The sequence below is a fragment of the Fimbriimonadaceae bacterium genome (assembly GCA_023957775.1).
Taxonomy (GTDB): Bacteria; Armatimonadota; Fimbriimonadia; order Fimbriimonadales; family Fimbriimonadaceae; genus JAMLGR01.
On sequence record JAMLGR010000014.1, the window covers coordinates 42,542 to 63,755 of the forward strand.

General features: G+C 65.6%; 17 protein-coding genes. 10 read left to right on the top strand and 7 right to left on the bottom strand.

The window, feature by feature from the left end; all coding sequences use genetic code 11:
• The first annotated feature begins 313 nt into the window (after positions 1-313).
• Positions 314-4,768: an SBBP repeat-containing protein gene (locus tag M9921_12050; GenBank protein ID MCO5297578.1), complete on the top strand. Its 4,455-nt coding sequence runs from the start codon at positions 314-316 to the stop codon at positions 4,766-4,768.
• Positions 4,769-4,874: 106 nt separating this feature from the next.
• Positions 4,875-5,069, top strand: coding sequence for a hypothetical protein (locus M9921_12055; GenBank protein MCO5297579.1), 195 nt, complete (start codon positions 4,875-4,877; stop codon positions 5,067-5,069).
• Between the two features lie 49 nt (positions 5,070-5,118).
• Here M9921_12055 and M9921_12060 read toward each other — a convergent pair whose 3' ends face one another.
• From M9921_12060 to M9921_12070, 3 genes are read right to left on the bottom strand one after another with little or no spacing between them, the layout of a single operon-like run.
• The gene (locus tag M9921_12060; GenBank protein MCO5297580.1) at positions 5,119-5,706 is read right to left on the bottom strand and encodes a 2,3-bisphosphoglycerate-dependent phosphoglycerate mutase; all 588 of its coding nucleotides are present in this window, start codon (positions 5,704-5,706) and stop codon (positions 5,119-5,121) included.
• 20 nt (positions 5,707-5,726) lie between these two features.
• On the bottom strand, positions 5,727-6,158 hold the full coding sequence (locus M9921_12065; protein MCO5297581.1) for a hypothetical protein: 432 nt from the start codon (positions 6,156-6,158) through the stop codon (positions 5,727-5,729).
• Entirely contained in the window at positions 6,158-7,489 is a 1,332-nt protein-coding gene (locus M9921_12070) for a dihydroorotase (GenBank protein MCO5297582.1), read from the bottom strand. Before M9921_12070 ends, M9921_12065 begins: the two co-directional genes overlap by 1 nt.
• Before the next feature lie 40 nt (positions 7,490-7,529).
• Here M9921_12070 and M9921_12075 point away from each other — a divergent pair, with 40 nt between their 5' ends.
• On the top strand, positions 7,530-8,330 hold the full coding sequence (locus M9921_12075) for a hypothetical protein (GenBank protein MCO5297583.1): 801 nt from the start codon (positions 7,530-7,532) through the stop codon (positions 8,328-8,330).
• On the opposite strand, the gene M9921_12080 is transcribed toward M9921_12075, so the two are convergent.
• Complete coding sequence (locus tag M9921_12080) at positions 8,327-9,685, bottom strand: C1 family peptidase (GenBank protein ID MCO5297584.1); 1,359 nt, start codon at positions 9,683-9,685, stop codon at positions 8,327-8,329. The genes M9921_12075 and M9921_12080 overlap by 4 nt on opposite strands.
• Positions 9,686-10,036: 351 nt before the next feature.
• Here M9921_12080 and M9921_12085 point away from each other — a divergent pair, with 351 nt between their 5' ends.
• Both M9921_12085 and M9921_12090 read left to right on the top strand, forming a co-directional pair.
• A complete protein-coding gene (locus M9921_12085; protein MCO5297585.1) occupies positions 10,037-11,992 on the top strand; it encodes a homocysteine S-methyltransferase family protein in 1,956 nt (651 codons plus the stop codon).
• A gap of 9 nt (positions 11,993-12,001) precedes the next feature.
• Positions 12,002-12,706 carry an FKBP-type peptidyl-prolyl cis-trans isomerase gene (locus tag M9921_12090; GenBank protein ID MCO5297586.1) on the top strand — a complete coding sequence of 235 codons (705 nt, stop codon included), beginning with the start codon at positions 12,002-12,004 and terminating at the stop codon, positions 12,704-12,706.
• A 3-nt stretch (positions 12,707-12,709) separates the two neighbouring features.
• Here M9921_12090 and rpsT read toward each other — a convergent pair whose 3' ends face one another.
• Positions 12,710-12,979 carry a 30S ribosomal protein S20 gene (rpsT, locus tag M9921_12095; GenBank protein MCO5297587.1) on the bottom strand — a complete coding sequence of 90 codons (270 nt, stop codon included), beginning with the start codon at positions 12,977-12,979 and terminating at the stop codon, positions 12,710-12,712.
• 27 nt (positions 12,980-13,006) lie between these two features.
• Positions 13,007-14,827 carry a hypothetical protein gene (locus M9921_12100; protein ID MCO5297588.1) on the bottom strand — a complete coding sequence of 607 codons (1,821 nt, stop codon included), beginning with the start codon at positions 14,825-14,827 and terminating at the stop codon, positions 13,007-13,009.
• Positions 14,828-15,049: 222 nt separating this feature from the next.
• On the opposite strand from M9921_12100, the gene M9921_12105 reads away from it, so the two are divergent.
• The 3 genes from M9921_12105 to M9921_12115 are packed head-to-tail and all read left to right on the top strand — an operon-like array spanning position 15,050 to position 17,183.
• Positions 15,050-15,730, top strand: a complete 681-nt coding sequence (locus M9921_12105; GenBank protein MCO5297589.1) for a prepilin-type N-terminal cleavage/methylation domain-containing protein — start codon at positions 15,050-15,052, stop codon at positions 15,728-15,730.
• Positions 15,727-16,878 carry an amidohydrolase family protein gene (locus tag M9921_12110; protein ID MCO5297590.1) on the top strand — a complete coding sequence of 384 codons (1,152 nt, stop codon included), beginning with the start codon at positions 15,727-15,729 and terminating at the stop codon, positions 16,876-16,878. The genes M9921_12105 and M9921_12110 overlap by 4 nt, the downstream gene beginning before the upstream one ends.
• Positions 16,875-17,183: an MGMT family protein gene (locus M9921_12115; GenBank protein ID MCO5297591.1), complete on the top strand. Its 309-nt coding sequence runs from the start codon at positions 16,875-16,877 to the stop codon at positions 17,181-17,183. Before M9921_12110 ends, M9921_12115 begins: the two co-directional genes overlap by 4 nt.
• A 313-nt stretch (positions 17,184-17,496) precedes the next feature.
• On the opposite strand, the gene M9921_12120 is transcribed toward M9921_12115, so the two are convergent.
• Positions 17,497-19,074, bottom strand: a complete 1,578-nt coding sequence (locus M9921_12120) for a gamma-glutamyltransferase family protein (protein MCO5297592.1) — start codon at positions 19,072-19,074, stop codon at positions 17,497-17,499.
• 135 nt (positions 19,075-19,209) lie between these two features.
• On the opposite strand from M9921_12120, the gene groES reads away from it, so the two are divergent.
• Both groES and groL read left to right on the top strand, forming a co-directional pair.
• Positions 19,210-19,545, top strand: coding sequence for a co-chaperone GroES (gene groES / locus M9921_12125; protein ID MCO5297593.1), 336 nt, complete (start codon positions 19,210-19,212; stop codon positions 19,543-19,545).
• A 13-nt stretch (positions 19,546-19,558) separates the two neighbouring features.
• The gene (groL, locus tag M9921_12130; GenBank protein ID MCO5297594.1) at positions 19,559-21,172 is read left to right on the top strand and encodes a chaperonin GroEL; all 1,614 of its coding nucleotides are present in this window, start codon (positions 19,559-19,561) and stop codon (positions 21,170-21,172) included.
• Positions 21,173-21,214 lie beyond the last annotated feature (42 nt).

The following is a 21,214-nucleotide window of genomic DNA, read 5'->3' on the forward strand; positions in this document are numbered from 1 at the left end:
CAGGCGGCACCTAGCCGCGCGGGGTGGCCTGTTCCCCCGTTCGAGCGGGCGAAAGAAAGCGCGAGGGGGGTGGTGCAAGCCGCCCCCGGCTTTCGGCGGGCGGGCAGTTTTCGTTTTTTTGCGAATTCCCGCGAATTTCGTGAGCAATACGGACGGTTGAGCCCGTCCTTCAATTGCCGTGCCCTGCGGTGCATCTTGAGCTTCGTGGGGTTATAATGCGGTCATCGTGTCGCGCACGTCTTCGACGCTACGGTCGAACCTGTTTGACATGATGGAGTTGGGCACTTATACTCGGGCGAGAGGTGTGTTGATCGTGTTTGGAAAGACTAAGCACCGCGGGTGTCGCGGATTGCTCTCAGGGTTCATGGTGATGGGGCTGCTGGCCCTATCGGGATCGGGTTGGGCGGGCGGCGGCCAGAAGCTGTCTGCGAAGCCAGTCGATCGCGTCACCCAGGAGCAGATGCAGAAGCGCCTGCGCGTCTCGGCGCAGCAGTTCAGGGAGAACAAGGGCCAGTGGGATTCCCGCGCCCGGTTCCTCTTGCAGGCAAAAGGCGTGGACGTGTGGGTGACCGATTCCGGTCTGGTGTTCGATCACTATCGAAGCACCGAGAAGGACGGCGCCCACGGGCGGAAAGGCAACGTCGTGGGCCTCGAGTTCCTTGGAGCGGCTCTCCATCCCGCCGTCGAGGGCGAAGGCCCCGGCCGCATGGTCTGGAGCTACGCCAACGAGAACGGGAAGGTCAACGGCGTGCGCGGTTTCGAAGAGACGACGACGCGCTCCCTCTATCCCGGGATCGATCTTCGCACCTATGTCGAGAACGGCTCGCCCCGTTACGATCTCATCGTTGCACCCGGAGCCGACCCGAGCTCCATCAAGATGGCGATTCGCGGAGCCCAATCCGTCGACGTGAACCAGAAGGCCGAACTGGAAATCGGTACGAGCCTTGGGACGGTCAAGCACGGAAGCCTCGTTGCGTACCAGATGGTGAACGGCCACCGCTCCCCGGTCCCCGTCCGCTTCGACCTCTCTGCGGACGGCACGGTCGGATTTGCGCTCGGCTCCTACGACCCGGCGAAGGCTGTGGTCATCGACCCCCTCGTTTACGGTTCGTACTACGGCGGCGACGACGGGTTCGACATCGTGCGTTCGGTCGTGGCCGACGAGGATGGCGGCGTGTACCTGACCGGTTCCACGCAAGCGTCCATGTTCCCCGCGATCTACGGCCCCTACGGATTCGCCATTGCCGGCGGATGGGACATGTTCGTCACGAAGTTCCAGGGAGACGCGTATACGCACGACTACTCGGCGCTCGTCGGCGGATCTGCCGACGACATCGGCTCGTTCATCGATGTCGATCCGTTCGGCAACGTGTGGGTGGTGGGAACGACTGCCTCGGGCAACTTCCCCGGACACAACCGCAACGTTCAGTACCTGTCCCTGACGACGGGGCCTCCTCCTTCGAGCGGAACCTTCACCCTTCGGTTGTTGGGCCACACCACCTCGATGTTGCCTTACAACGCGAGCGCCACCCAGGTGAAGAACGCGCTCAACGCGCTCCCGGGAATCTCCGGGGTGCAGGCGACCTCGGTCCAGAACCTGCCGAACGGCACGATCCGGATCGTGCTCCCCTTCCCCGGCACGATCACCGTCCAGAATGCCGGGATCGCTCCCAGCGCCTATGGGATCACGCAACAACCGGGGACCGTTCCGTTCCTCATGCGGTTTGCCAACAGTCTGATCACGGTGTTGGACCCTCTGCCGACCACGCTGCTGATGTGGGGTGGCGACAGCGGAAACGGCCTTGAGACGCCCTCCGGCTTCAAGATTGTGCCGAACGACAACCCCGCTCCGACCGATCCGGTCGAGTTTGTGATCGTTGGCAACACGACGGCGGCCAACCCGTTGCCTGAGAACGGCGGTTCTGTTCCGCTCTCGCAGGATGGCTACATCCTTCGCTATACGTTCGACGGGACATCGTTCACGCAGACCGACGGCCGGTACATCAGCGGCAACAATTCGGCGAACGTGATCACGGGTCTTGCCGTCGACCGTTCGGGTCAGGCCTACGTGGCGGGCACGGTGGGTTACAACTCCAACGTGGACACCTCGGTGTTTGCGGCGTTCGCGACGACGGGCAACGTGTTCCCCGGAGGCCGCCTCCTGCGCCTCAACGACGCGTTCATCCGGAAGTACGACCGCAGCGGAACCATCCTCTATTCGGCGCTCATCGGAGGCAACGGAAGAGATTCCGGCGCGGGCGTCGCCATCGACGCGGCGGGCAACGCCTACGTCACCGGCATCGCCTCCTCGTTCAACTTCCCGAGAACTCCGGGAGTTTACGGCGAGAATTTCGGTCCCGGCGCCCTCGTGTTCTGCACGAAGGTGAACCTCGACGCGTCGCAGATCGTTTACTCGACGCACCTGCGGACCACCCCGCCGGTGAGTGTCAGCGGCATCGCCGTCGACAACTCCGGCAATGCGTACATTTCGGGCATCGCCAGCTTTACGCTGACGTTCCCGGTCCCAGCGGGAGATCCCAACGAACCGACGAGCGCAAGCTTCGGTGCCGTGCCGACGACGACGGATGGCCTGCGAACGACCTACACGTCGCCGCAGCCGCCCGAGTTGCCGACGGACGACGGGTTCCTGTTGGTGCTCAACGCCAACGCCTCCAACCTGCTCTACGGGACGTACATCGGCGACAACCTCGACGAGTTTGTCTACGCGCCGTACACGGACCGCTTGGGCGACGTGTGGGTGTTCGGCTACTCGGACTCGTTCCGTCTCTATCAGCGCGTTTCGAGCACGGGCACGATCAAGCAGTACGTCTCAACCGGTCAGTTGGCCAACGAGTTCCTGTCGGAGTTCGCCTTCAAGCGAACCGGCGACGCCTTCGGGACCACGGCCATTCCGGGCGTTCTGTACGGCCTTCGCGAGTCGCCGTTCACGGCACCCGCGACCATCACGACTCAGAACCGCCGAGACGGCTTCCTCATCAAGCTGAGGCTCGGCCTGCCTACGATCGGCAGCCTCGTGCTGACACCCAACTCGGTGGCGGGCGGCCTCGGCGCCTCGTCCACCGGTACGGTGAACCTCACGCTTCCGGCTCCGGCGGGCGGCATCGACGTCGTGCTCACGCTCGACAATGAGGCGGCAACCTTCTCCGGTTCTGGATTCCAGGACACGATGGTGCTCACGATCCCAGGGGGCCAGCAGTCGGCCAACTTCGACGTGTTCACCGAAGCCGTGACCCAGACGACCAACGTCAACATCAGGGCCACGCTGGAAGGCAACTTCGTCAACCGAGTCCTGACCGTGCAGCCGTGGCTGACGCAGGTCACGGTCAGCCCGAACTCGATCGTCGGCGGCAATCAGGTCACAGGTAGAGTCCGACTCTTCCAGCCGGCCATCACCGACATCACGGTGGACCTCTCCACAGACAACTCGAGTCTCCTGAGCTTCCCGAACGGAGCGACGGTCATCGTTCCCGCCGGGCAGGACACCGCGACCTTCCTGGTCGATACGGAGGGTGTTGGCGCCCAAACGGTGGCTAACGTGACGGCGACCCTGTTGGGAGTTGGCAAGAGCCAGCCGGTGACCGTGTTGCCGGCCAATCTGGTCAACGTCACCTTCAATCCCACCCGGGTTACCGGAGGCACGGCGGCGACGGGAACGGTCACCCTCGACGGAAAGACCGGTACCGCGTTCGACGTCGATCTGACGATCGATGCGGGAACTGCGGGCTACCAGATCATTCCGACGACGATCACCTTCAACCCGGGCGACACCTCGAAGAGCTTCACCGTCCAGACGGTGTACGAGCCGGTCGACACCCAACGCAAGATCACCGCGACGCGACCGCAGCAGGGCGGCTACTCGGCCCAGAGCCGGGTCGGCACGCTCTTCATCGACGCGTCCGAACTCATCGCGTTCACCATCGACAAGACGCAGGTCAACGTCGGGGAGAACGCGACCGGAACGGTCAGCCTCAGCAAGGCGGCCGGTACCGGAGGGGCGGTGGTCAACCTCTCGGCGAGCAACAGCCTGGTCACCGTGCCGGCGACCGTGACGATCCCCGCGGGTTCGACCACGGGCACCTTCACGATCACGACGACCACGGGTGCCGTTCTGGGCGACCAGACGGTGGACATCACGGCCTCGCGCGGCCCGGTTTCGATCGTTCGGACCCTGACCGTGTTGAGTTCCACGCTCGGTCTGTCGCTCAACCCGACGTCGGTGGTGGGCGGCGACAGTTCGACCGGAACGGTGTCGCTCGGTGCGGCCGTTTCGAGCGATGTGATCGTGAGCCTGAGCAGCAACAACGGAGCTGCCACCGTCCCTGCGACGGTGACTATCCCGACCGGGGCTTCGTCTGCGACCTTCACGGTCAATACGTCGATCGTCTCGTCCAACGTGAACGCGGACATTACGGCCACCGCCGGAGCCTTGAGCTCGACTGCGACGCTCCAGATTCGTGCGGTCGGCGTGGTCGGCATCTCGTTCACGCCGCCGAAGGTGCGCGGTGGATCCACCTCGATCTGCCGCGTCACGCTGGACTCGCCGGCGCCGGCCGGCGGAGTCGTGGTGAGCCTCAGCCAGTCCAACCCGCTCGTGGCGACGATTCCCTCGTCGATCACGATCCCGGCGGGTGCGACCTACCTGGAGTTCACCGTCCAAACGCGGCGCGTTTCGCGGACCCTGGCCACCCTGGTGACCGCGACGCGAGGCACCACGAGCGTCTCCGCGATCCTCACCGCCACGCGGTAGGGAACCGGAGAACAAGCGAAAGGGCCGATGACCAGATTGGTCGTCGGCCCTTTGCGTTTGACCGAGGTCCCACTGCGGATTCGCGTCCCTCGGGTAAAACGGTCCCGTGAAGCTCGGAGAAGGGTTCCTGCTCGGGATGATCGTCGGTACGGCGACCGGCGTGCTGCTCACACGCGCGCACCGCGTGTGGGAAGAGGATGCCGAATCGCTCTCCGAAAGGCTCACGGATTACGTGGGCGAACTCGAAGAGCGGATCTCCGTGTTGGAAGACCGGACGGTGAAGGCAACGAAACGGCCCTGATTGGTTGTTGGGCCTTGGGCCTTGGGTCTTGGTCCTTTGTCCTTGGGGGTTAGCGGGGGTGGCCGTTCTCGTCCAGATCGTAGATGCGCGGCGCGCCTGTGGCGAGCTCGAGGCCGACCACTTCGTCTCCGGTGAGGTTGTCCAGCTTCATCACGATCGATCGGTTCGAGTTGCCGTGGGCCACGACCAACACGTTCTTTCCCTGCCGAATATCGCCCAGGATGCACCGCTCGAAGAAGGGCAGGGTGCGTGCGGCGGTGTCCTTGAGCGACTCGCCCCCCGGAGGCGGCGTGTCGTAGCTTCGACGCCACAGTTTGACCTGCTCGGGGCCGTACTGCGCGCGAAGCTCGTCCTTGTTCAACCCTTGGAGATCGCCGTAAAACCGCTCGTTGAGGGCTTGGTCTCGGATGATCGGCAGTTTGACCCCCAACTCCTCCAAGAGGATCTCCAGCGTCCGCTGGGCCCGGGTAAGCGCGCTCGTGTAGGCAACATCGAACGCGATCTCCCGGATCGCGCTTGCGGCCGCCCTGGCCTCCTCCTCGCCCGCAGCCGTCAGGGGAACGTCGACCCAACCGGTGAATCGATTCTCGAGGTTCCAAAGAGACTGGCCGTGGCGGATGAGAACGAGCTTGGGCATGCCCGAAGGATACTCCAGGGCTACTCCAGAAGGAACAGGATGAGATCGGTCTCGGGATACGCGTCGTAACCCTCGGCTTGGGCCAGACCGCGCAGTTGCCCGCGATGGTACGTGCCGTGGTTGACCACGTGCATCGCCATCTGAGCCAGCGTGAACGTGGCATCGCCACGACGCAGCGGGACCTGGAACTCCGCATCCAAGTCTTCGGCCTCCACGAACGCCTTCCACGCGTTGGTCGTCTCCGCGAACAGCACTTCGAGACCGATGTCGACCCGCGCCTGCACGATTTCGACGCCACACGCCCCCAACCACCAGCGCTGCGTCCCCAAGATGTGTTCGACCACCTTCTGGGCGCGTCCCATGTCTTGGAATCCTCCCAGGGCCCGAATCCACTGGCGGTTCGCCCAGAGGTCGTAGTCGAATCCTCGGCGAAGGAACTGCGACAACTCCATCAGACCATCCTCCCAAACCGTACCGGGACGCCGCTCGGATTCCCGAACAGCTCGCCGTCGCGCACCGCGACGGCCCCTCGCACCACCGTGTGGACGGGCCACCCGCGGAGTCGCTCGCCCAAATAGGGGCTCCAGCCGCAGCGCGACGCGATCCACGACTGCTCGAGCACCCGCTCCGCCTCGAGGTCCACCACCGTCAAATCGGCGTCCATGCCCTCCGCAAGGGCGCCCTTGCCCTCGATGGCGAAGAGTCGGACGGGCCCTTCGCTCACAGCCCTGACGAACTGCCCGAGGCCGAGAACCCCCTGGCTGACCAGGGTGAGCATGACCGGCACGAGCGTTTGCACCCCGGGCATGCCGCTTGGGCTGAGGGGATACGGACGGGCCTTCTCCTCGACCAGATGGGGCGCATGGTCGGTGCCCACGGTGTCGAACACGCCTGCGGCCAAGGCGGCCCTCAGCGCCGCCTGGTGCGTGGCGTCGCGCAGCGGCGGGTTCTGCTGCGCCCGCGTTCCAAGGCGCGTGTAGCAGTCCGGAGCCGCGAAGAACAGGTGCTGCGGGCAAACCTCGGCGCTGACGGGCAGGCCGCGGCGCTTGGCCTCGACGATCAGAGGGATCTCCTCCGCGGTGCTGACGTGCAGGATGTGGACGGGACGCCGCGTCTCCTCGCACATGCGGATCAAGCGCTCGGTTGCCAGCCGCGCACACTCGGAGTCGCGAATGAGCGGGTGTTGCTCGACCTTCGGATGCGCAAAGGCGGCGATCCGCTCCCTCAGGCGCGGCTCGTCCTCGGAGTGGACGGCGATTCGGCGGGTCCCCGACTTCAGCACGCGCAACACGTCGGGGTCCTCGCTCACGAGCAGGTCGCCGGTCGAACTGCCCATGAACAGCTTCACGCCGCACGCTCCGGGAAGCGTTTCCAACTCGGCCAGGGCCTCGATGTTCTCGAGGGTCGCCCCGATGTAGAAGGCGTGATCGGTCCACGCCCTGCCCCGCGCCCGCGAGAGTTTGTCTTCGAGAGCCTCGCGGCTGACCGTCGGAGGAGTGGTGTTCGGCATCTCGAAAAGGGTGGTGACGCCCCCAAGCACCGCCGCGCGCGTTCCCGACGCGAGGTTCTCCTTTTGTTCCAGCCCCGGCTCCCGCATGTGCGTGTGGGAGTCGATCACACCCGGCAACACGGTCAGATGGGTGGCGTCGAGCACTTCCGCGGCCGAGGCGTCGTCCAGGGCGCCCACGGCGGCGATCCGGCCTTCGGCGATGCCGATGTCGCCTTCGAACGTTCCGTTCGCCGTCGCCAGGGTGCCGCCGCGTACCAGGAGATCGAACTGCACGCTTCGATTCTGGCACGCCCCTTCCGATAATTCCCTTGAGATGCTCTTGTCCTTTGCGGCCGCCTTCGCGGTCCTGCGTCCCATCGCGTTCCCTCCAAGCCCCATCCCGCACGAGGTGAGGCGGGGCGCGGCCCTGTACATGGCGGGGAAGGGGATCGATCGGACACGGGAGGAGGACCGGGCCATCCTCGGCGTGTGGTTCGACGGCCGCATCAAGCGCGACGTGGAAGAGGCGCTTTGGGTCTCGCCTTCGTTCGTCTCACGATGGCTCGGGTACCTCGAAGCCAAGGAGAAGTGGTTTCCCGGCGAGATCCAGTTGCGGTGGGACGCCGTGCGGACCCTGTTCGACGGGCGGATCGTGCTGGTCGTTCACCTCTCCGCCTATCCGAAGTGGGTGGATCCGGACTACGGCTTGACAGGCAAGGGTGACCCTGCGGAGGTCGATGACGTGCGTTTCTTGGTGACCGCGGGCGGCGACCTACCGGAAGCAGGCGCCTTTGGATCGCCCTACCGTGCGGAAATCCAATGGGCGCACCCTCGCCCGCAACCTACGTTGACCGAGCCCCATGCGGCCCTCCTCCTGCGCGAGCAGGCCCGCTCGGCGGGTCCGCTCGAGCGTAGGGACTGGGTCGATGCGATGCCGTTCCTCCAGGCGATGGTCCCCGAGTTTCGGCAACCCTCGGGGCTGCAGGGAATTCGGTTGGGTGGATTTCACTCCGCCTGGTACCTGCTGGATCTTCCCGCGTCGGAGGCGGTGCGCCGGTCGCGATCGTTCGCCGTGCGCGTGTTCAGCCCACGCAAGGAGCGTGTCGCCCGCTTCGAACTGATGAGCGGTCGCTAGGCCAGCGACCCCATCGGATCCCACGGATCCAGTTCGATGGGTTCCTGCTCGAGCACGGCCCTCACCTCGTCGGACACGTGGCGCTGATCGACGACGACCTCGTACATGTACTCGTCGAACCACCGGTCGGTCATCTGAAGGTAGCCCTTGTCGCCGCACTTGTCGCCCCACGAGTTCTCGACCCGCCACTTCAGCGGCCGTCCCGCCTCGTCGAGGTCGACCCCGGTGAACACCATGGCGTGCGTCATCTGCGATTGGCCGTAGCTGAGCCGTCCCGCCTTGTCGATCGTCGGCGTCACGCCGTAGAGCAGCGCCGTGTCGTGGATCTCAAGGTCCATCACGCCGAGGTCGCGGTCGAGATGCTTGCCCACATCGTTGCCGAACCACACGGGCTCGCCGTCGACGAGCTGGGCGATCGCCGCCCGCTTCATCACGGGCATCTCGACGTTCACGTAGGCGATGGGATCGCCTCCGACGACGTTGCCCAGATACTGGACCGTGTAGAGGCGGTTGAACGGGTGCTGAGGCCTCGGATCGTGGATGAGGCAGATCTTCTGATCGAGATCCGCGTGCAGGTGGCGCTCGTAGAACTCCTGCGGTGTGATTTCGCCATCGCGCACGAACGCGCGGTCTTTGTCCCGCCACTGCCAATGGAAGCGTGTCGGGGGCTCTCCCAGGTGCACCGCGAGCATCCGGTACACGTCCTTCATCGCCGCGTTCTTCGTGGCGCGCAGAGCGTCCTCGGAACTCCCTTCCGAAGCCATGCGGCGCAATCTCCACGCGGCGTCCCGAAGCACGTGGGTGACTTGAAACACCATGGGACCGGTCGCGCTGCTGCTGTCGGTTTCGGGCATCACGGTCTTGGGAACCACTCCGTACTTCTTCACGAGGCTCACGAACATGTGCCACTGCCCCCCGTCTTGAATGGGCGAAGCCAGCAGCCAACTGAGGAGGCGACTGCCCTCCGGCTCCTCGAGGGTGCCCAAGATGGACTCGAGGAAGAAGTTCGCCTTTTCAAACTTGTCCCAGAACGTCAGGTAGCTCTGGCTGAGCTCGAACTCATCGCCCACGTTCATGTTCGATCGGGCTTGGGCTCGGAGCGTGTTGAGCGCGGCGAACAGCCAGCACCGGCCGCTCTGGTTCTGGGAGGTGCTCGCGCCCTCCTTGAGGTGATGGCTGAACGAGTGGTCGACGAGGACGACCCGGCTGCGGTTCAGGGCCGCCTTGGCGAGGGGCGTCGTGCATAGGGCGTTCATCGCCTGACGGTTGCGGGGATCGCTGGCAAAGGCCGTGCGGCACTCTGCGAGCATGTGGGCATCGAGTTCAACCGAGCGGGCGGCGGGAGTAGTGGCCATGCCGATTGGTTTGACGCGCATCCGACGGAGTCCTGCCATGAAGGAAAAGGGCCGACCCCACAGCAGCGTGGAGCCGGCCGGCACAGGAGGATGGCGCGGGTTTACAGCTCTTCGGACGTGGAGTCCTTCAACAGACCCCAAGCGCCCGCAACCGACGCAAGACCCACAGCCACGATGGCGAGACTAAAGAGCATTCTTCTCTCCCAGATTTGGTGCCACCCAAGGGAGATTTCGGTCGAATGCGGCGCGCCGTTCCCGTGCCTTCTACCGGCACCGGACGAATCCGGCATCCTTGCTGACCGCAAGCCTACCGACGGTGGTCTTACGGGCGCGGGGGTCCATAATGGTCTTATGAAGTTGGAATCCGCCCTGCTGGACGTCCTCGCCGAGCGCGTCTTGGTGTGGGACGGTGCCATGGGCACGCAGATCCAGGCTGCCGGACTGGTGGAGGCAGACTTCGTGCTTCGGGAGGGTCAAGCTGCCGGTCCGGAGTCCACGGCAGCGTGCGCGCGTTTGGGGGGCCGCACCTTGGAGGGCTGCAACGAACTGCTCTCGCTCACGCGCCCGGACGCGATCGAGGCGATCCATGCCCGCTACTTCGAGGCGGGGGCCGACCTCGTGGAGACCAACACGTTCGGCGCGACTTCCATCGTGCTCGCCGAGTACGAGATCGCCGAGTTGGAGTACGAGTTGGCACTCGCCTCGGCACGGATCGCCGCTCGGACGGCCCAACGCTATTCGACCCCCGCGAAACCTCGCTTCGTCGTGGGGGCTCTCGGGCCCGGCACCAAGCTCGTCAGCTTGGGCCAAACGAGTTGGGCCGAGTTGGAGCACACCTACGGCCGTGCTTTCCTGGGATTGCTCGAAGGCGGCGCAGACGCGCTGATGCTGGAGACGCTGCAGGACCTCCTGATGGTCAAGGCGGGCATCGTCGCGGCGGAGAGGGCGATGGCCGAGTCGGGGCGACGGGTGCCGCTGTTCGTGCAGGTCACCATGGAGCAGACGGGCACGATGCTCATGGGCACCGAGATCGGGGCGGCTCTCAACATGCTCGAGGCGTTTCCCTCCGTCAGCGCGATCGGCATCAACTGCGCGACGGGGCCGGTCGAGATGGCGCCCCACGTGCGCTTCCTCGGGAACAACAGCACCCGCCCCTTGAGCATCCAGCCCAACGCGGGTCTCCCGCAGATGAAGGCGGGTCAGGCCGTGTACAAGCTGACTCCGGAGGAGTTGGCTTCGCACCACGACCGATTCGTCCGGGACCACGGGGCGGCGCTTTGCGGCGGCTGCTGCGGCACGACGCCAGAGCACATCCGCGCCGTGGCCGGGGAGGTCGGCGGTCGGGCGCATTCCGCGGATTGCCACTGGCTCCGCGTTCTGGGCGTCTTTCCAGGTTTCGATTTCGAGATCCGTGGCGAGGAGCAGGAGGCGGCGTTCGCCCTCGTGGGGTGTTCGAGCCTCTACCAGTTCCAACCGTATCGGCAGGACACGAGCTTCCTCATTGTCGGCGAGAAGACCAACGCCAACGGAAGCAAAGCGTTCCGCGAGATGCTGGCCGCGGAGAACTGGGAGGGGCTCACGGAGCTGGCGCGCGAACTCGAGGGCGAGGGGTCGCACGTGCTGGACGTCTGTACCGCGTATGTGGGCCGCGACGAGGAGCGGGACATGCGGACGCTGCTTTCGCACTACAACCGCCAGGTCACGGTTCCCCTGATGATCGACTCGACCGAGGTCAACGTGATCGAGGCGTCGCTGCAGCACCTTGCCGGCAAGCCCATCGTGAACTCGGTGAACTACGAAGACGGGGGCGAACGGCTGGAACGGGTGTTGGCGCTGTGTCGCCGTTACGGAGCGGCCGTCGTCGCCCTGACGATCGACGAGGAGGGCATGGCCAAGACCGTGGAGCGCAAGGTCGCCGTGGCCGAGCGGATTCTCGCCCGGACGCGCGGGCACGGGATCGCGGACCACGACGTTTTCATGGATTGCCTCACGTTCACGCTCGGTTCGGGCGACGAGGAGTTCCGCGAAGCGGGGAAGGCGACGATCGAGGCCATTGCCGAGTTGCGAAAGCGGCACCCGAACGCCAACACGATCCTCGGGGTGAGCAACATCAGCTTCGGCTTGCGGCCGGCCGCGCGCCAAGTTCTGAACTCGGCGTTCCTGCACTACGCCCTCGAGGCGGGGCTCACAAGCGCGATCGTGCACTTCTCGAAGATCCAACCCGAGAACAAGATCGAGCCCGAGGTGTGGAAGATCGCCACGGACCTTGTTTACGATCGACGGGAATACGCCGAAGTCGCGGGGTAGCATCCACCCATGCTGATTTTCGGCCTTGCTCTAGCCGCCCTGTCGATTGCGGGCGTGCCCCAAGATCCGCCCGCGGCCGTCCTCGGCGACGAGGTGACCGTCGGGTTCAAAGCCACTTCCGGCGAAACCGTTGTGGACTCGACGGAGGAGCGGCCGCCGCTCGTCCTCGAACTGGGCAAGCGCGATCTGATCCAGGGGTACGTCCAACTGCCCATGCCATCGCTCGACAAGGGCATCGTCGGCATGCACGTCGGCGACTCGCGGACCATCGAGGTTCCCGGCTCCGAACTGTTTCCAGGGCTGCAGGTGGGCGGGCTGAAGTCGGACGCGCCGATGAAGTTCGAAGTCAAGTTGCTCTACCTTCAGAAGCCAGGCGCGACTCCCGCCATCGCGATCGAGGAGTTGGCGCCCGGCGAGGGGCCCGAGGCAAAGGCCGGCGATTCGGTGGAGGTCCACTACCGGGGCACGTTCCTCAACGGTGTGGGATTTGACAACTCGTACGACCGGGGCCAGCCGTTCACGGTGAAGCTCGGGGGCGGCCAGGTGATCAAGGGGTTCGACCAGGGGTTGGTCGGCATGAAGACGGGTGGCAAGCGGCGCGTGACGATCCCGTACCAGCTCGCCTACGGCGCGCAGGGAAGGGGCGGGGGCATGCCCCCGAAGAGCACCCTCGTGTTCGAGTTGGAAGTGATGTCGATCAAGTCGGGCCAGTAACGGCTACTTCTTGAGCGCCGCGTTGGCGGCCTTGGCGACGCGCGACTTGCGTCGTGCGGCGGCGTTCTTGTGGATGATGCCGCGCTGAACGGCCTTGTCCAACGACTTGATCGCCACGACCAGCGCCTGGGCGGTCGCCTCGGAATCACCGGCGGCCGCAGCGACCTTGGTCTTCTTGATGTGCGTCTTCAGCGCGCTGCGCACGCCTTGGTTCACGAGGCGCTTGCGCTCGCTGCGCTTGATGTCTTTCTTGCTCGACTTGATGTTTGCCATAAGATTCCAATCCGGGAGGATACCCGACTACTTCTTCACCACGAACTTGCGCTTCGTCTTGTCGAAGCCCTGGTCGTACTTCTTCGCGTCGTAGTGCCACACCGGCGATCCAGAGCGCTGATAGAAGCAAAGGTAGCTGCTGAGGAGGGAGGCCACGAGGCGGCGGGACGTGCGTCGCACCACGTTGACCTCGGCGAGGATGGTTAGGAAGTCCGCGCCCTTGGGCCAGTGGCCCATGACCTCGACCAGGACGTCGAGGGTGCTCATGCCGTCGGCTCGGGTCTGGATCTCGCGAAGCTCTTCCATTCTCTGGGAGCTGATGTAGACGACGGGGTCGGTCTGCTCGAGCCAGGCGAACTCCAACACATTGGGTTTGGCGGTCTTCGTCAGGCTGAAGACGGCGCCGCTCTCCACCGGCTGCTCGTACCACCAGTCGATCAGGTTGTAGATCAGCCGCGCTTCGTTGTTCATCCACGCCTGGAGCTCCCGGCCTTCCGGATCGATGAGAATCAGCTCTTGGATGGTGGGTTCGGTGTCGAGCCAGTTCGTGGGGATCTGGCACATAGGGAATGTGCCCAGTTCGCGGTGGATCGACTTCAGCACGAGCCGAAGTTGCTCCGGCATCGTCTTGGGCGCGGGTTGGATCTCCTCGTCGAGGACGTCCGTGGCCAACGGGTGGGAAAGCAGTTTGCGCAGCGAACTGGAGAGTCCGTCGTCGGTCAGTTCCACGTCGATGCGTTCGCCCTCTTCGTCGGTGAACTCCGTTTGCACGAACTGGAACGGCTCGGGCACCGAGTAGATGAAGTCGGGAGCGGTGTTCGGTTTTCGGAACCGGTCCGCACCGACCCACCACACTTCCGGTTCGCCCTGGAGCGCCGCCATCACGTTCGCCATGTCGTCGGGGAACGTCTTGGTGCCCGGCGTGATCTCGTACATCTCCTCGAGCAGCGACGTCGCGGTCAGCGTCGCATCGCTGGCGACGATCTTCTTGACCATGGTCTCCACGTCGGTGAGTTTGACCTCGATGGGGGCGGCATCCTCGACCTCGATGGTCGGGGCGATCTTGTCGGCGAGTTTCACCGTGGCGGACACCCATTTCTTCGTTTCCGCCTCGGGGTAGATCTTGCCGTCGGCGGCGAAGATATAGCCTGGCACCGAGAGCAGTTCCGCGAAGAACTTGCGCGCGTCGAAAACGAGCGTCGTGCGGGGGTCTTGGCTGTCGATCTCGCTCCACGCGACGGCTCCAATGGCCTTGGCACGCATCGGCGCGGCCTTCTCCAGGGCCGTTGCGGCCGCGCCCGGCTTGCGCCAAGCGATGCCCTTGAGGAGTTTCTTGGCCTCCTCGAACTCTTCGACGGACAAGTCGTTGAGGGCAAGGGCGCGCTCGATGGTTTCGTCGCTGGCGAGGAAGCCCCACGACGCCAGGGCGACGTCGCCCGTCTTCGTCGCGACGAACAGGGGGCTGACGTCGACCAACCGCGTCAGCGGCGCCTCGATGGACTCGGGCTCCACGTCTCGGACGAGTGCGACCTCTTGAATCAGGAGGGGGAGCGGCATCGGTCCGCCAAAGCGCTCCACGACGAGGTGGACGGCCGCCGCGAACGGGCGTCCGGCTCCCTCGACTCGGGCTGCGGGAATCCACCGCCGCTCGAAGTAGACAAATCGGCCGGGATTCGAGGCTAGCATCGACCGAACGGTCGTGAGGTTGATTCCGTGCGGTTTGAGTTTATCGGCGAGTTCGCCCAGCTTGAGCGCAGACTCCATCTCGGTGAGTTTTTCGAGGATGAGACGGTCCACGTAAGAGCGGGCGAACAGTTCTTCGGGCTTGAAGTCGATGGTCTTTGCCAAGGGTAGGGTCCTCGCATCGAAAACGGGCTCGACGCAAACGGGGATTATACCTTGTGTGGGTGTGCGGTGTGGGGTTTGGGGTGTGCGGTGTGGGGTTTGGGGTGTGCGGTGTGGGGTGTGGGGTTTGGGGTGTGCGGTGTGGGGTGTGGGGTTTGGGGTGTGCGGTGTGGGGTTTGGGGCGTGGCAACCTTCGGGGGTTGGCTTGCGTTTAATGGAGTGTCCATGAAGAACCACTCGCGCCGGGGATTCACGTTGATCGAGCTGATGGTCGTCGTCGCGATCATCGCTTTGCTTGCCGCGCTGCTGTTTCCCGTCTTTGCCCGCGCCAAGGCCGCGGCCAAGCAGGCGACCTGCATCTCCAACCTCAAGCAGATCGGTTCGTCGATCCTGCTCTACATGGCCGACTACGACGACGTGTTTCCACACGCTCTCGACGCTTCGGACAAGTACGCGCCCGACATTTGGGCGCACGAGCCGGAGTTTTACGCGCGCATTCCGTACATGCCCTTGCTCAGCGAAGCCCTGCAGCCCTATCTGAAGAACCAAGGCGTGTTCCACTGCCCTTCCGATACGGGAACCCAGGTGCTGGACAACCACTTCGGCGAGCGTTTCGAATCCGCGCCTTCGATGTTCGCGACCTTCGGCTCCAGCTACTTCTTCCGCACGGAGATCGCTTTCCGCGCCTTCACCCAGACCCGGTTCCAGCTCCCCGCCGACGTGAACGTCCTGTTCGACGGGGCCGGCCACTGGCACGGTTCGGCTCGAGCGATCACGATGGAGGACGATTTCGGCACCATGTTCGAGCTGCTGGGCAAATACCGCTACAACACGCTCTTTGGGGATATGCACGCCAAGTCGCTGACACGCGACGGACTGGACCGCGCCTGGAACGTCGCCCTGTGATCGTTCGACCGTACGGCGTGGTGATCGACGGGGATCTCGAGCTGGGTTTGGAGCTCGAGGTCGAGGAGGGGCGGATCGTCGCGTTGCGCCCCCACACCGGGATTCCCGAACCCTACGTCGTCTCGCCGGCGTTCGTCAACGCCCACTCGCATTTCGAGTACCTCGGGCTGGAGGGCCGGGTGACCGGGGACGACTACTGGTCTTGGATCCGCGAACTCACCCGGATGAAGGCGGATCAGAACCCGGACGACGTGCGGGCGGATGCCCTCCGCGCCGGCGCGCTGAACCGGGCGACGGGCGTGGCCTGGGTGGCCGAGCATTCGGACCGGCCGGGCTCGGGCGAGGCGATGGCCGCGACGGGACTCGACGGGGTGATCTTCCAAGAGGTGATCACGCTTCGGGAGTACGCCGACCCCGGCCAGAAGCTCGAGCAGGTGTTGGAGCGGGCCGCGCGGAATCGCGAAGCGTTCGGGGGGCCCGTCTATGCGAACCCCCACGCGCACCACACCGTGGCGCCGGAGCCGCTGCGCGCCTTGGGCGGGAGTGGCCATCCCTTGAGTATCCACGTGGCCGAAACCGAGCACGAATCGCAGTTCACGCGCTACGGGGAAGGCCCGATCGCGGATTTCTACCGCCTCGCGAACCTGCCGGTCCGGCCGAGTGGGATGAGCGTGGTCGGGACGTTGGCGCTGCTGGGTTGCGTGCGGAAGGGCGTCCAGTTCGTCCACTGCTGCGCGATCGAGGACGGAGATCTGGAGCTGATGGCCGAGGGCGGCGTGACGGTGGCGCACTGTCCCCGGTCGAATCGGCGCCTCGAGTGTCCCGCGGCGCCGGTCCGGGAGATGCTCGACGCGGGCATTCCGGTGGGGTTGGGCTTGGACTCGGCGGCGAGCAGCGGCCCGATCGACATGTTCGCGGAGATGCGCGAGGCGTTGGCGACGTCGCACGCGCGGGGACGTCCGGTGAGCCCGCAGGAGGTTTGGCGCATGGCCACCGAGAGGGGGCGCGAGAGCGTTCCGGTACCGGGCGAGCCGTGGCGCATCGAACCCTGTTCGGCAGTGCCCCTGATCGCGATCCAGGTTCCGGGTGCGTCGAGCGTCGCCGACCTCATCGCCCACGGGGCGCCGGAGCAGGTGGCTTGGCTGTGACCCTCGACGCGCTCTGGGCGATCGTGCGCTCGATTCCAGAGGGGAAGTGCGCCTCGTACGGGGAGGTGGGTGCCGCCCTCTTCGAACCTGCGACGGGATTCCAGGTGGGAAGGTGGATGGCCCGCTGCCCGGACGACGTGCCGTGGTGGCGTGTCGTCTCGAAGCAGGGCCGGTTTCCCATCACCCGCCGACACCCTTCGCTTGGCTTCCAGCAGAGGGAACTGCTCGAACGGGAAGGGGTGACGTTTGCGGGAGACGCCGTCGACATGGCCGCGTCCGGCTGGATCCCCCCGCCGCAACGTTAGCTGGGGGGCTGCACGATGCCGATGGGAGTCCGGCGATTCAGAGACAGTCGCAAACTGCAGTGAAGGGCTCCGGGTGCCACGCCCGCTGGACGGGCGTGCGGGGGCTTTCAGCTACAACCTTGAACTCACGCCCGTCCAGCGGGCGTGGCACCCAGGGTTTTGCGACAGTCCCTTCATCGACGCTTTCGGTGCGTCCGGCCAGGCCGCCGTGCATGCGGGGCGCCAAACGGCCCGGTTCGCCGATGAATCCGCGCACTCCCAGAGCCTCGGCGTTCCAACTTGTGCTTGAACCGGGGGGGGGGCGTCACTCGCGTCAGAACCCTTGGGCGCAACCGTCCTTGCGGGAGTCGCTGGCCGCACAGTAGGCGTCGTCGAGCCGCATGATCGCCTGGGCGCCGCCGAAGAGACCGGGCGGCTGGTGGCGCACGACGCGGTGGCCGCGCGCCTCGAGCTCCCGGGCGGTTGATTCGGGAAATCCGGCTTCAAGCCATAGGTCGGAGCCCGCGACCTGCCACCGCGCCGCATCGGATGCCTCCTGCGGGTCTTGACCCGCCCCAAGGATCCGCTCGACCATCTGCACGTGGCCTTGCGCCTGCATCGGCCCGCCCATCACTCCGAAGGCGAGCAGCGGCTGTCCGTTCCGCGTGGCAAACCCCGGAATGATCGTGTGGAAGGGGCGCTTGGACGGTGCCGGCTCGTTCGGGTGTCCGGGTTCGAGGCGGAATCCACAGGCTCGGTTCTGCATCGCGATCCCCGTCCCCGGGACCACGACTCCCGATCCGAACCCCTGGTAGTTCGATTGGATGAACGAGACCATCATCCCCTCGTCGTCGGCCGCACAGAGAAGGACCGTTCCCGGGTCGGCCGGCAGCGTCGGCCGCGGGTCGGCCGCGTTCGTGGGGTCGATGGAGGCGGCCCAGGCGGCGAGCGCCCTCTCCTCGAGCATCGCGGCGGGGTCGATGCGCATCGATTGGGGATCGGCCAGGTGCTCGGCGATCAGGGCGAGGCCCACCTTGGTGGCTTCGATCTGCAGGTGGACCCAGTCGGCGGAGTCCCGTGCGGCGGCGCCGCCGAGACGATCGAGGATGCCCAGGGCGACCAGGGCGGCGAGACCCTGCCCGTTGGGCGGAATCTCGTGGACCTCGCAGCCACGGTACTCCACGGACAGGGGGGCGACCCACACCGAGCGATGGTTCGCGAGATCCTCGAGGGACCAGGCGGTCCCGTGCGATCGGGCGTCCTCGACGATCCGGTTCGCCATTTCGCCGCGGTAGAAGGCCTCGCCCTCCGTTTCCGCGATGAGCGCCAGGGTTTCCGCGTGGTCGGGCAATCGAACGATCTCCCCTGCTTGGGGAGGGCGCCCCTCGGGCAGGAACGTGTCCCGCCAGGGCCCGAACTCGCCAAACACGGCGGCGGACCGCGCCCAGCCCGCGGCGATGACCGGGGACACGGGAAATCCGTCTTCCGCGTAACGAATCGCCGCGTCGAAGAGTTCGGAGAACGGCATCCGCCCGAACCGTGCCGAGAGGTCGACCCATGTGGCCACCGCGCCCGGAACCGTCACCGAATCCCAACCGCGCGCGGGCATCTCCGTCAGGCCGTCGACGCGCGAGGGGTCCCACTGCGCCGGCAACCGTCCGCTGCCGTTGAGGCCCTGGAGTGTGCCGCCGCTCCAAACCAACGCAAACGCGTCGGAACCGATGCCATTTCCGGTCGGCTCCACGACCGTGAGCGCGATGGCCGTCGCCAACGCGGCATCGACCGCATTTCCGCCGCGTCGCAACGCCTCCACGCCCGCCGCCGCCGCCAGGGGCTGGCTCGTCGCGACGACGTTGCGTGCGTAAAGGGGCATCCGTCGAGCCGGGGCGGTCTCGGGGGCAGGGTGAACCATATCGGAACGCTACCCGCACGGAACGCTCCAAGGGTTGCGATTTAGCACTCTCGGCGGTAAACTGCCAATCGTGAGCGAAGGGCTCGACCGAGGCCCCGCTCAAACGAGTTCACACAAGGAGACAGCGAACACGAGATGAAGCTCAAGCCATTGCACGACCGCATCGTCGTCGAAGCCGCGGCCAAAGAGGAAGTGACGGCCGGCGGCATCATTCTTCCCGACGCCGCCCAGGAGAAGCCGCAGCGCGGCAAGGTGTTGGCGGTGGGTCCCGGCAAGCGTCTGGACAGCGGCCAACTGGCCCCCGTCGACGTGAAAGTCGGCGAGACCGTGTTGTACGGCAAGTACAGCGGCACCGAGGTGACCGTCGGCGGAGAGGAGTACGTGATCCTGCGCGCCGAGGACATCCTCGCCATCGTCGAAGGCGCCAAGAGCAGCAAGGGCGACAAGGTCGCCGTCAGCGCCAAGCGCTAAACCAGGAGTAACCATGCCAGCCAAAGATTTGAAATATTCGGACGAAGCGCGCAAGCTGCTCGAAGCCGGCGTCGACAAGCTCGCGAACGTCGTCAAGGTCACCCTCGGGCCTCGCGGCCGCAACGTGGTGCTCGAGAAGAAGTTCGGGAGCCCCACGGTGATCAACGACGGAGTGACCATCGCCAAGGAGATCGAGGTCGAGAACCGCTTCGAGAACATGGGCGCCCAGCTGATCCGAGAGGTCAGCAGCAAGACCAACGACACCGCCGGCGACGGGACGACCACCGCCACGGTGCTCGCGCAGGCGATCTTCAAAGAGGGGATCCGCAACGTGGCCGCCGGTTCGAACGCGACCCAGATCAAGCAGGGCATCGAGATGGCCGTCGAGGCCGTCGTCGGGGCGCTCGACAAGTCCAGCACGAAGGTCAAGGGCAAGGCCGCGATCCAGCAGGTCGCGACCGTCAGTGCCAATGACGAGGAGATCGGGGCGCTGGTCGCCGAGATCATCGACCTCGTGGGCAAGGACGGCGTCGTGACGGTCGAGGAGTCCAAGGGCACCGAGACCACGCACGAGATCGTCGAGGGTCTCCAGTTCGACAAGGGGTACATGAGCCCCTACTTCGTGACCGACCCCACCCGCATGGAGACGGTGTTCGAGGAGCCGCTGATCCTCTTCTACGAGAAGAAGATCTCGAACGTGCAGGACCTCATCCCGATGCTCGAGAAGGTGCTTCGCCTCGGCCGTCCGTTCGTGATCGTCGCCGAGGATGTGGAGAACGAGTGCCTGGCCACCCTGGTGCTGAACCGCATTCGGGGCAACCTCCCGATCGCCGCGGTGAAGGCCCCCGGCTTCGGAGATCGCCGCAAGGCGATGCTCGAGGACATGGCGATCCTGACCAAGGGCCAGTTCATCAGCGACGAGCTCGGCATCAAGCTGGAGACCGTCACCCCCGAGATGCTCGGCTCGTGCTCGCGCATGGTGATCACCAAAGAGAACACCACGCTCGTGGGCGGCAAGGGCGACAAGAAGGCCATCGCGGGACGCATCTCGCAGATCGAGCGCCAGATCGAGAACACCGACAGCTCCTACGACAAGGAGAAGCTGCAGGAGCGGCGCGCCAAGCTCACCGGCGGCGTGGCCGTGCTGAAGGTCGGCGCCGCGACCGAGACAGCGCTCAAGGAGAAGAAGGCGCGGATCGAGGACGCGTTGGCGGCCACCCGGGCTGCGCTCGAGGAGGGCATCGTCGCCGGAGGCGGCGTGGCGCTCATCCAGGCGGGGAAGGCCCTCGACGGGCTGAAGCTCGAGGGCGATCAGCAGATCGGCGTGCGGATTGTTCGCAAAGCGCTCGAGTCGCCCCTGCGCACGATCGCGGAGAACTGCGGCGTCGAGGGTTCGGTCGTCGTGGACAATGTCCTGAACGGGGCCAAAGGGTTCGGCTTCAACGCCGCGACGCTCAAGTACGAGGATCTGGCGAAGGCCGGCGTCGTCGACCCCACGAAGGTCGTCCGCACCGCGCTCCAGAACGCCGCCTCGATCTCGGGCCTGCTCATGACGACCGAAGCCATGGTCGCCGAGTTGCCGGAGAAGGAAGACGAGGGTCACGGACACGACCACCACCACCACTAAGGTGGACTCGGGGCGCGCCGCCGGCACTCGTCGGCGGCGCGC